Source organism: Peptoniphilus grossensis ph5 (genome assembly GCF_000311825.1).
Lineage (GTDB): Bacteria > Bacillota > Clostridia > Tissierellales > Peptoniphilaceae > Peptoniphilus_A > Peptoniphilus_A hominis.
Map to the genome: position 1 here is coordinate 11,806 of NZ_HE978569.1, position 10,094 is coordinate 21,899.

Annotated in this window: 9 protein-coding genes; 5 read left to right on the forward strand and 4 right to left on the reverse strand. The window is 37.4% G+C overall.

The genetic code is table 11. From position 1 onward, the window contains the following. Positions 1-54: 54 nt before the first annotated feature. Genes HGPG_RS08570 through ftsE form a run of 4 tightly spaced genes read right to left on the reverse strand, consistent with a single transcriptional unit; the run spans position 55 to position 4,030 of the window. A complete protein-coding gene (locus tag HGPG_RS08570) occupies positions 55-1,224 on the reverse strand; it encodes a S41 family peptidase (RefSeq protein WP_019125670.1) in 1,170 nt (389 codons plus the stop codon). After that, complete coding sequence (locus HGPG_RS08575; protein ID WP_019125671.1) at positions 1,224-2,441, reverse strand: murein hydrolase activator EnvC family protein; 1,218 nt, start codon at positions 2,439-2,441, stop codon at positions 1,224-1,226. Before HGPG_RS08575 ends, HGPG_RS08570 begins: the two co-directional genes overlap by 1 nt. A 13-nt stretch (positions 2,442-2,454) precedes the next feature. Then, positions 2,455-3,357: a permease-like cell division protein FtsX gene (gene ftsX, locus HGPG_RS08580; protein WP_019125672.1), complete on the reverse strand. Its 903-nt coding sequence runs from the start codon at positions 3,355-3,357 to the stop codon at positions 2,455-2,457. Further along, positions 3,332-4,030, reverse strand: a complete 699-nt coding sequence (gene ftsE / locus HGPG_RS08585; RefSeq protein ID WP_019125673.1) for a cell division ATP-binding protein FtsE — start codon at positions 4,028-4,030, stop codon at positions 3,332-3,334. Before ftsE ends, ftsX begins: the two co-directional genes overlap by 26 nt. A 226-nt stretch (positions 4,031-4,256) precedes the next feature. On the opposite strand from ftsE, the gene HGPG_RS08590 reads away from it, so the two are divergent. The 5 genes from HGPG_RS08590 to HGPG_RS08610 all read left to right on the forward strand — a co-directional run bounded on the left by HGPG_RS08590 (position 4,257) and on the right by HGPG_RS08610 (position 10,029). Continuing rightward, the gene (locus HGPG_RS08590) at positions 4,257-5,441 is read left to right on the forward strand and encodes a coenzyme F420-0:L-glutamate ligase (RefSeq protein ID WP_019125674.1); all 1,185 of its coding nucleotides are present in this window, start codon (positions 4,257-4,259) and stop codon (positions 5,439-5,441) included. A gap of 158 nt (positions 5,442-5,599) precedes the next feature. Then, a complete protein-coding gene (locus tag HGPG_RS08595; protein ID WP_019125675.1) occupies positions 5,600-6,106 on the forward strand; it encodes an NADH-quinone oxidoreductase subunit NuoE family protein in 507 nt (168 codons plus the stop codon). A 25-nt stretch (positions 6,107-6,131) separates the two neighbouring features. Next, entirely contained in the window at positions 6,132-6,521 is a 390-nt protein-coding gene (locus HGPG_RS08600) for a hypothetical protein (protein WP_019125676.1), read from the forward strand. Beyond that, positions 6,514-8,283: an NADH-quinone oxidoreductase subunit NuoF gene (locus HGPG_RS08605; RefSeq protein ID WP_019125677.1), complete on the forward strand. Its 1,770-nt coding sequence runs from the start codon at positions 6,514-6,516 to the stop codon at positions 8,281-8,283. Before HGPG_RS08600 ends, HGPG_RS08605 begins: the two co-directional genes overlap by 8 nt. A gap of 9 nt (positions 8,284-8,292) precedes the next feature. After that, a complete protein-coding gene (locus HGPG_RS08610; RefSeq protein ID WP_019125678.1) occupies positions 8,293-10,029 on the forward strand; it encodes an NADH-dependent [FeFe] hydrogenase, group A6 in 1,737 nt (578 codons plus the stop codon). Positions 10,030-10,094: the final 65 nt, after the last annotated feature.

The window sequence follows — 10,094 nt, forward strand, 5'->3', positions numbered from 1 at the left end:
TTTAAAGTTTGAGAAAAAATTCCATTAAAAAAAGCAGCCCGAGAGCTGCTAATTTTATTTTTCATTTATAACTTCTATTGCCTTTTTAAGTTGTGTATCTGTGTCCTTGTAGTCAATGCCAATGCCCTTAATGTCATCTGGAAGGTCAACTTCAATATCTGGCACAATTCCCTTCTTGTTAATGGACTTGCCACTTGGAGTAAAGTATTCTGAAGTGGTTAGTTTTAGCCCGTCGCCGCCAGGTAGAGACATTACATTTTGCACTACGCCCTTTCCATAAGTTTTCTTGCCAATAATTTTTGCCCTGTCAAGGTCTCTTATGGCTCCTGCCAAAATTTCTGATGCAGATGCAGAGCCTTCGTTAACTAGTACAACCATTTTGATGTCATTGTACTTGTCGTCTAATTTATAATCTTGAACCACTTCTCCATTGTTGTCCTTTAGGGTAACAAAACTTGTCTTTGGAAGAATTGCATCGCCAATTTCAACTGCAGCGTCAACTACTCCGCCAGGATTTCCCCTCATGTCAAGGATTATGCCTTTAACGCCTTCACTTGTAAGTTCATTTAAAGCTTTTACAAAGTCCTTGCCCGTTTCTTCATCAAACATAGTTATGCCAATGTAGCCAAGGTCTCCAATTTTATCTTTTATAATTGAATCGATTTTAATTTCTTCTCTTTTTATTTCAACTTCTTCAGTCTTTAAATTTTTCTTTTTGAGAAGCAAAATCTTAACAGTGGTTCCCTTTTCGCCACGCATCTCCTTAGATGCCTCGTTAATTTTTTCAGCGCTAAAGTCCTTGCCATTGATCTTTAAAATTTTATCTCCCGATTCAACTCCAGCCCTATCAGCTGGTGAACCCTTGATCGGTGAAATTACTGTCACAGTTCCGTCTTCGTCAGGCGAAATTATAACTCCAATACCTTGAAATTTTCCCGTAGTTGTTTCAGATAGCTTTGCCATCTCTTCAGCAGTGAGATACTGTGAATAGGGGTCGCCTAAACCTGCAACAAGACCCTTTAAAAGACCTGTCTCCAAATTTTCATCTTTAATATCTTTGTTGTAAAGATAATTTTCTCTCAAATATTTTTCTAAGACAATTACCTTGCCAAAATTTTCATTGGAAGATAGGACCTGTCTTACAGTTATCATTCTCGTAACAAAAGCAGTTGTAATTACTAAAAGTACAACTGCTATGATTTTTAAAAATTTATTATTTTTCATTAAACATATCCCAATGGATTTACAGGAGATCCATTAACCCTCACTTCAAAATGTAAATGTGCTCCAGTGGAAAGACCAGTTGAACCAACAAAGGCAATAACATCACCTGCTTTTACAGATTCGCCTACACCTACATTTAGGGCTGAACAGTGAGCATACACTGTAACTGTGTCGCCATGATCAACCATTACTACATTTCCATAACCACTCATTAGCTGTGACATAATAACTGTACCAGACTTGGCGGCAACTATTGGCGTGCCACTTGGGGCAGGTATATCCACTCCTGAGTGAAACTTTGAGTATCCAAGTATTGGATGGACCCTATATCCAAAAGGAGAAGAAATAGAATAGTAACCAGGTAGTGGCCAAGTATAGCTTTGTCCATTTCTTGGTCCAGAAGATACAGTGATGTTGCTGTGAACTCTCGTTGCTCTTCTTGCTGCAGCTTCTTCAGCCTTCTTTTGGGCAGTGATTTCTTTTTGCAGCCTAGCTATTTCTGAATCTAAGGCATCCCAGTTTGATTGGGCTTTTTCAAATTCAGCCTTGTATAAGTCTAAGTTTGACTCCAAAACCTTCATGTAATTATTTTTGGCATCAACAGCTGCTTGATAGGATTGCCTTTCATTTTCAACGGCAGCCTTACTTGCAGATACCTTAGCCTTATCTATTTGAAGTGTCTCTTCAGTTTCCTTTATTGTGTCAATTTGTTCTTGTATAAACTCAATTAATTCTCTATCAGCTCTTGCTATAGATGAAATAATTTCGTTGTTTCTAAGTAGTTCTTCAATGTCTTTTGAATTTAAAATGACTTCAAGGTAATTTACATTGCCTCTCTTGTACATTTCCCTAAGTCTCATGCGAAGTGCATCAGTGTTTTCTGAAAGATTTACCTGAGCTTCTTGCAATTTTTCTTGATTTTCCGCTATGTCCTTGTTAAGTCTTACAATTTCACTTTCAAGAGTGGAAATCTTTGCAGAAGTAACTTGAATTTTTGCATCAAGATTTTCAATATCCGTGCTCACTGATTTTTTTTCATTTTCAGTATTTGAAATATTGCTCTTCTCTTTATTAATTTTATTTTTAATTTGCATTTGTTCTTGCTTTTTTTTGTTTTTCTCAATTGTCAGGCTCTTTGAGCTCTTAGCAAGGGCACCTGTTGGCACAGCCATAAGTGTTGCAAGACATAGAGCAAGAAATTTTTTCTTACTATACATTTTTCTCCTTCACCTACACATCTAAAAATTTCTTAGTTGAGAACAAACTTCCAAAGAAGCCTATTCCGACACCAATACATAAAAATATTATATACAAATCCAATCTAATAGACAAGGCGGACACCAAATCGACGCCAGTCATGTCGTATAGTTGTGGATTTAATCTTTCAAATAAAATTTCATAAAGCTTTAAAGTTACAAAGCCAGCTATGCCTGCTCCCAAAGCTCCAAAAATTATTCCATCTATGAGGAAGGGTCCCCTAATGTAAGTGTTAGTGGCACCTACATACTTCATTATGTTAATTTCTTTTTTTCTGTTGGAAATGGCAATCTTAATTGTATTGTGAATAATAAGTATAGACACAAGGACAAGTATGAGAACAATGCCTGCTCCAACTACTTTCACTCCATTTTGTACCTTCATCATTTGAGTGACAAAGTCGTAATAATAATTGTGGTCTTCAACTATGGGAAGGTCCTTGTACTTGTCTTCAACTTCTTTTCCATAGGAAAGTTCCTTCATCTCAACAGTTACTGATGCAGGAAGGGGATTGCCGCCAGGAATATTTTCCAAAATTTTAGAATTTTCTCCAAAACCTTCCTTAAATTCCTTTAGTGCCTCATCTCTTGAAACATAGGAAACTTTTTTAACCTTGTCGTTGTCATGAAGCTCATCAATAAAGGCATTTACATCGCTGGGATTGGCATCGTCCTTTAAGAAAAAGACAACCTTATCTAGCTTTTCACCAGTTTGGAAGACAATTCCATTAAGATTTAAGACCATAAGCATTACAACGCCAAAAAGTGTAAGCATTGCAGAAATGGAAATAATGGAAGTGAGAGCCATAGTCTTGTTTCTCCAAAGACCTGAAAAAGATTCTTTCACAACATTAAAGAACTGTCTTATTACTTTCATAATAACCTCCTTCTTTAACATCGGAAACAATTTGTCCCTGATCTAGAGTTACAACTCTCTTGTTAAATTTATCTACGATGTTGACTGCGTGAGTAGCCATGATGACAGTCTTGCCATCGTCATTAATATTTTTTAGGGCACTCATAATATCCCAGGCAGTGGATTCATCCAGGTTTCCTGTAGGTTCATCACAGACAAGATAGGGAGCCTTATTTACTATTGCCCTGGCAATAGAAACTCTTTGGGATTCACCACCAGAAAGCTCAGATGGATAAGCCTTCTTCTTGTCGCTTAAATTTACAAGATCAAGAGCGTAATCAACCTTTTCATTTATTTCTCTTTTGGACTCTCCAAGAATTTCTAGGGCAAAGGCCACATTTTCATAGACAGTCTTTTTTTCTAACAATCTGTAATCTTGGAATACTACAGAAATATTTCTCCTAAGTTTGGGTATCATGTATTTAGATAGTTTAGTTATGTCAGTGTCGCCCATGTAAATTTTGCCACGATTAACTTTTTCTTCTCTAATAAGAAGTTTTATCATAGTAGATTTACCGGCACCTGATGGACCAACTAAAAAAACAAAATCACCACGAGGTATTTCTATACTTACATTTGAAAGTGCAGTTACACCGTTGTTATATTCCTTAAATACATTTTCAAATTTAATCATAATTACACCTTTCTATAATCTTTAATAATTATATTACAAAGTGGTTACAAATGTACAGTGAATTTATTAATTTTCTGTAATTTTTCCAATAATCTGAATATTTTTAAAAGGTGAAAAAATATTTTTTAAAAAATTTTTAAAAATATTTTACATTTCATAGGACTTCGTGTATAATTTTGAAGTAAAAAAGTAATTTATTTATTTGTTTTTAAATGTAGGAGGAAATATGCAAAGATACATTGGAACAGTAGTGCGTGGAATTCGTACTCCGATTGTAAAAAGTGGAGACAATCTAGTAGATATTGTCGTTGATTCCCTAGGCAAGGCTCTTGAATCAGAAAATATTTCTATGAAAGATAGAGACGTAGTGGCAGTAACTGAATCCTTAGTTGCTAGAGCTCAAAATAATTATGTCTCTGTTGATGACATAGCTTGTGATATTAATAAAAAATATGACGGAGAAATTGGAATAGTATTCCCTATTCTTAGCCGTAACAGATTTTCAACTATCTTAAGAGGAATCGCAAAATCAGGAAAGAAAATCCATTTTCTATTCTCCTACCCTTCTGATGAAGTTGGAAACTCACTAATGGATCCAAACCTTCTTTACGAAACTAAGATCAATCCTTTCACAGATGTCTTAGAAGAAAAGGATTATAGAAGAATTTTTGGCGAAGTTGTTAAGCACGAATTTACAGGCATTGACTATGTCACTCTTTACAAGGAAATTTGTGGCGGCAACTGCGACATCCACTTCTCAAATGACCCTAAGACAATTTTAAAATATACAGATGAGGTTCTTGTTGGTTCAACTCACACAAGATTTTCCATCAAGAGACTTTTAAAGGACGAGGGAGCAAAAGTTGTTCTTGGTCTTGACGATATCCTAACTGAATCAATTAATGGCAGTGGTTACAATAAAGACTTTGGCCTTCTTGGCTCAAACTTTGCCTCTGAAAGTAAATTAAAATTATTCCCAAGAGATGGCGAAGAATTTGTAAATGCAGTTCAAAAGAAATTAATTGACAAGTACAATAAAGAAATCGAAGTAATGATTTACGGCGACGGTGCCTTCAAAGACCCAGTTGGAAAAATTTGGGAACTTGCTGACCCAGTAGTTTCACCTGCCCACACTAAGGGACTTGCTGGCACACCTAGCGAACTTAAAATAAAATACATTGCAGACACTGACCTTAAGGATATGGACACAGAACACGCAACTGCTGCAATGAAGGAAAAAATTTCTCACAAAAATAAAGATTTAGTGGGAACTGATGAAACTCTTGGCACAACTCCAAGAAGAATCACTGACCTACTTGGAAGTCTTTGCGACCTTACAAGTGGTTCTGGCGACAAGGGAACTCCAGTAGTTTTAATTCAAGGCTACTTTGACAACTTTGCTACTGAATAATAATTTTAAAAATATAAATTTTTAAGGAGCTTCGGCTCCTTTTTTTATTTGCACTTTTACATAAATTTTAAATATATTTTAAATAAATTTTTAAAAACCACCCCTTTTCTTTGATAAAACCTTTTCATTGTATTACAATGGAAAGAGAGGTGATAGTTATGAAGTTTAATACTATGGGTCTAGACAATGCTCTTCTAAAGAGTTTAAAGGACTACATAGATACTTTCGATAATAAGGAAAACAATATTATAAGTATTCTTCACTACGCTCAAGATATTTTTGGCTACCTGCCAAAGGAACTTCAAGTTTACATAGCAAGGCTTACCGGTCTTCCTGCAAGCAGAATAAATGGAATTGTAACTTTTTATTCCTTCTTCAATGAAAAGAAGATGGGCAAGTTTAAAGTTGATGTCTGCCTTGGCACTGCTTGCTTTGTAAAGGGCTCAGAAGAAATTATGAAGGCCTTTAAGGATGAGCTTAGCGTTGATGGCGATGGACTTAGCGAAGACGGTCTTTTTAATGTAAATTCTATTAGGTGCGTGGGAGCTTGTGGCATTGGTCCCGTAGTCCGTGTCAACGACAAAATTTATGGCCATGTTGAAGTTAGTGATGTCAAGGAAATTATAAAGGCACACATAAATGAATTAGCTACAGAAAAAAATTAAATTATATATTTCAAAGGAGGTAATTATGGCAAAAATAGATTCCTTGGAAAAACTTATTTCTATAAAAGAATCGAGACATCACCAAACTATTTTAAGAGATATTGGCGACATGTCTGACGATGATGTTATAGAAATTTTTATAACTGGCAATGAAAAAGAAAAATATGCAGAGATAGAAAAAGTTTTTGACGACTTAAAGAGCTTTGTCCGCGAAAAGGGCATGCGAAACTGCAAATTTTTATTCAAGGACGACCCAAATCAAAAAGAAAAGTTTAACATTGAAATAAAATTTAATGTCTGCGCCAATGTTAAGAGCAACTCCCTTGACACTGAAGCCATAAAAGATTTTATTTTAAATGTTGCTTCTATGAAGAGTCAAACTCTTGAGTACGAAAAAGAGGTGACCCATGAATAATTTGAGATTACAAGTGCTTATTTGCAAGGGAACTGGCTGCGTCTCTGCAAGAAGTGATTTGATTAAAGAAAATTTTGATAAGGCAATTGAACATTACAAGATAAAAGATGTGGAAGCCATGATAACTGGTTGCTTCGGCTTTTGCGGCGAAGGTCCCATTGTAAAGGTTGAGCCTGACAATGTCTTTTACACTCATGTAAGACCAGAAGATGTAAATGAAATTGTGGCAGAACACATTCTTCACGGTAGACCTGTCAAGAGACTTCTCTACAAAAACCCAAAAAATAAGGAGCCAATTTACAATCAAAGGGAAATGAGTTTTTACGGCAAGCAAACTCGTGTTGCCTTAAAAAACTGCGGCAAAATTGACCCAGAAAATATTGAGGACTACATATCCTACGACGGCTACCAAGCTCTCTTTAAAGTTTTAACTGAAATGACTCCGCAAGAAGTCATAGACCTTATAAAAGCATCTGGACTTCGTGGTCGTGGTGGCGGAGGTTTCCCTACTGGCATTAAATGGCAAAATACATATAATTCTCCAGGTCAAGAAAAATATATTTTCTGCAACGCTGACGAAGGCGACCCTGGTGCCTTTATGGATAGAAGTATTTTGGAAGGCGACCCCAACTCCGTTGTTGAGGCAATGACAATTGGCGGCTACGCAACTGGTGCAAACCACGGAGTAGTTTACATCAGGGCTGAATATCCCCTTGCCATTCATAGACTAAAGACTGCAATTTCTCAAGCAAGAGACTATGGCTTCTTGGGAAAAAATATTTTTAATTCAGGCTTTGACTTTGACATTGAAATTAGATACGGTGCAGGTGCCTTTGTCTGCGGCGAAGAAACTGCCCTCATTCACTCTGTGGAAGGCAAGAGAGGCGAACCTACGAGAAAGCCTCCTTTCCCTAGCGTAAAGGGCTATATGGGTAAGCCTACAACTGTAAATAATGTTGAAACCTATGCAAATATTCCAAAGATTATTTTAAAGGGAACTGACTGGTTCACTTCCATGGGTACAGAAAAATCTAAGGGCACAAAGGTCTTTGCCCTAGCTGGTAAGGTAAACAATGTTGGACTTGTTGAAGTGCCTATGGGCATAACTATTCGTGAAATTGTCTACGACATCGGCGGCGGCATTCCTGATGGCAAAAAATTTAAGGCAGTGCAAATTGGTGGACCTTCTGGTGGGATGATCACCAAGGAAAATATTGACACTCCAATAGATTATGAAAACTTAAAAGAAATTGGCGCCATGATGGGGTCTGGTGGACTAATTGTCATGGACGAAGACAACGACATGGTTGAAATTGCAAAATTTTATCTTGAATTTACCCAAGACGAATCCTGCGGCAAGTGCACACCTTGTCGACTTGGCACAAAGAGGCTTCTTGAAATGCTGACAAAACTTTTAGATGACAAGGGCTCAGAAGAAGATTTGCAAAAAATCGAAGACCTCTGTCACAACATTATAAACTCAGCTGCTTGTGGACTAGGACAAACTGCACCAAACCCAATTCTATCTACTATGAAATATTTTCCTGATGAATATTTAAAATATGCTAGACACGAAGTGAAGAGAGCCTACAAGATAAATAAGGACAAGTGCATTGGCTGTCACAGATGTGCAAGGGAATGCCCTGTCAAGTGCATATCAGGAAAGCCAAAGGAAAAACACGAAATTGATGAGGACAAGTGCATAGCCTGCGGAACTTGCTTTAAGACATGTCCTGTAGGTGCAGTTGTGGAACCTAAATAGAGGTGAATTATGATAAATTGTGTTATTAATGATAAAAAATTAAAAGTTAAGGAAGGCACGACAATCTTAGAAGCTGCAAAAGAAATTGGCATCGACATCCCAACACTTTGTCATATGAAGCTTCCTAACTTTAATTATGAAAATAAACCTTCAAGCTGTAGGATTTGTGTGGTTGAAGTTGTGGGAAGGCCAAAACTTTGCACAGCTTGCTCTGAAGAAATAACTGAGGGCATGGTAGTAAATACTGACACGCCAAGGGCAGTTGAAGCGAGAAAAATTAACCTAGAGCTTCTCCTCTCCAACCACCCAAAGGACTGCCTAGTATGTCCCAAAAATTTAAACTGCGAACTTCAAGCCTTGGCAGAAAAAATGGGCATAAGAGAAATTACCTACAAGGGCGAGAGAATGCAACACAAGGTGGACGCATCTTCCAACTCCATTTACAGAAATCCAAATAAGTGTGTCATGTGCAGAAGATGCGAGACCATGTGTAACGAAGTTCAAACTGTGGGCACACTTAGCGGCATAAATCGTGGATTTGATGCCATAGTTGCCCCTGCCTTTAACATTCCCCTTGCAGAAAGTTCTTGTACCTTCTGCGGCCAATGTGTGGCAGTTTGCCCAACAGGTGCAATAGTAGAAATTGATGCAACGGCAAAAGTTTTTAATGCCATAAAAAATCCAAAGAAGCATGTAGTAGTGCAAGTTGCCCCATCAATTAGAGTAGCCATTGGAGAGCTCTTTGACATGGAGCCAGGCGAAGTTACAACGGGAAAACTTGTCACAGCTCTTAGAAAGCTCGGCTTTGATGTAGTCTTTGACACAGACTTTTCAGCAGACTTGACAGTTATGGAAGAAGCAAGCGAACTTGTGGATAGAATTAAAAACAACAAAACTCTTCCAATTTTGACTTCCTGCTGCCCTGCCTGGGTTAGATTTATAGAGATGAATTATCCTGACATGTTAGACATACCTTCAAGCTGTAAGTCCCCACAAATTATGATGGGCTCCATGGTAAAAACTTATTACTCAAATAAAACAGGAATACCTGCCAAGGACATTGTCATGGTTTCAGTAATGCCTTGCACAGCAAAGAAGGCTGAAGCCGCAAGATCAGAACTTGGAACCAAGGATATTCGCGATGTGGACTATGTCCTTTCAACTAGAGAGCTTGGAAGAATGATAAAACTTTACGGCATAGACTTTAACGGACTTGAAGAAGGCAAATTCGATAAATTAATGGGCGAATCCTCTGGCGCAGGAACAATTTTTGGCACAACTGGCGGCGTAATTGAAGCAGCCATAAGAACTGCCAGCGAATGGATGACTGGAGAAGAGCTAGAAAAAATTGAATTTGAAGAACTTAGAGGTCTAAAGGGCATAAGAGGAGCCGAAGTTAAAATTGGCGACTTGAACTTAAAAGTTGGCATAGCTCACGGACTTGGCAACGCCAGAAAATTATTAGACGGCATAAAGAGCAAGAAGTACGACTTCGATGCCATAGAAATAATGGCTTGCCCTGGCGGCTGCATTGGCGGCGGCGGTCAACCTTACCACCATGGTCACGAAGAAGTTCTTTTAAAGAGGCAAAGGGCACTTTACGAAATTGACAAAAATAAAAAAATTAGAAAGTCTCACGAAAATCCAATGATAAAAGAAATTTACAAAAATTATCTAGGAAGGCCTTATGGCGAAAGAGCCCACGACCTACTTCACACATCTTATACTCCAAGAGAAAAAATTTAAAATAATTTAAAATATCAAAAAAGGCGGAGACAACATTTTGTTCTCCACCTTTTTTTAATATAAAT

Excerpts from the sequence above, each read along its gene's own strand:
- HGPG_RS08570 (WP_019125670.1), bottom strand. The coding sequence starts at position 1,224 with ATGAAAAATAATAAATTTTTAAAAATCATAGCAGTTGTACTTTTAGTA.
- HGPG_RS08575 (WP_019125671.1), bottom strand. The coding sequence starts at position 2,441 with ATGTATAGTAAGAAAAAATTTCTTGCTCTATGTCTTGCAACACTTATG.
- ftsX (WP_019125672.1), bottom strand. The coding sequence starts at position 3,357 with ATGAAAGTAATAAGACAGTTCTTTAATGTTGTGAAAGAATCTTTTTCA.
- ftsE (WP_019125673.1), bottom strand. The coding sequence starts at position 4,030 with ATGATTAAATTTGAAAATGTATTTAAGGAATATAACAACGGTGTAACT.
- HGPG_RS08590 (WP_019125674.1), top strand. The coding sequence starts at position 4,257 with ATGCAAAGATACATTGGAACAGTAGTGCGTGGAATTCGTACTCCGATT.
- HGPG_RS08595 (WP_019125675.1), top strand. The coding sequence starts at position 5,600 with ATGAAGTTTAATACTATGGGTCTAGACAATGCTCTTCTAAAGAGTTTA.
- HGPG_RS08600 (WP_019125676.1), top strand. The coding sequence starts at position 6,132 with ATGGCAAAAATAGATTCCTTGGAAAAACTTATTTCTATAAAAGAATCG.
- HGPG_RS08605 (WP_019125677.1), top strand. The coding sequence starts at position 6,514 with ATGAATAATTTGAGATTACAAGTGCTTATTTGCAAGGGAACTGGCTGC.
- HGPG_RS08610 (WP_019125678.1), top strand. The coding sequence starts at position 8,293 with ATGATAAATTGTGTTATTAATGATAAAAAATTAAAAGTTAAGGAAGGC.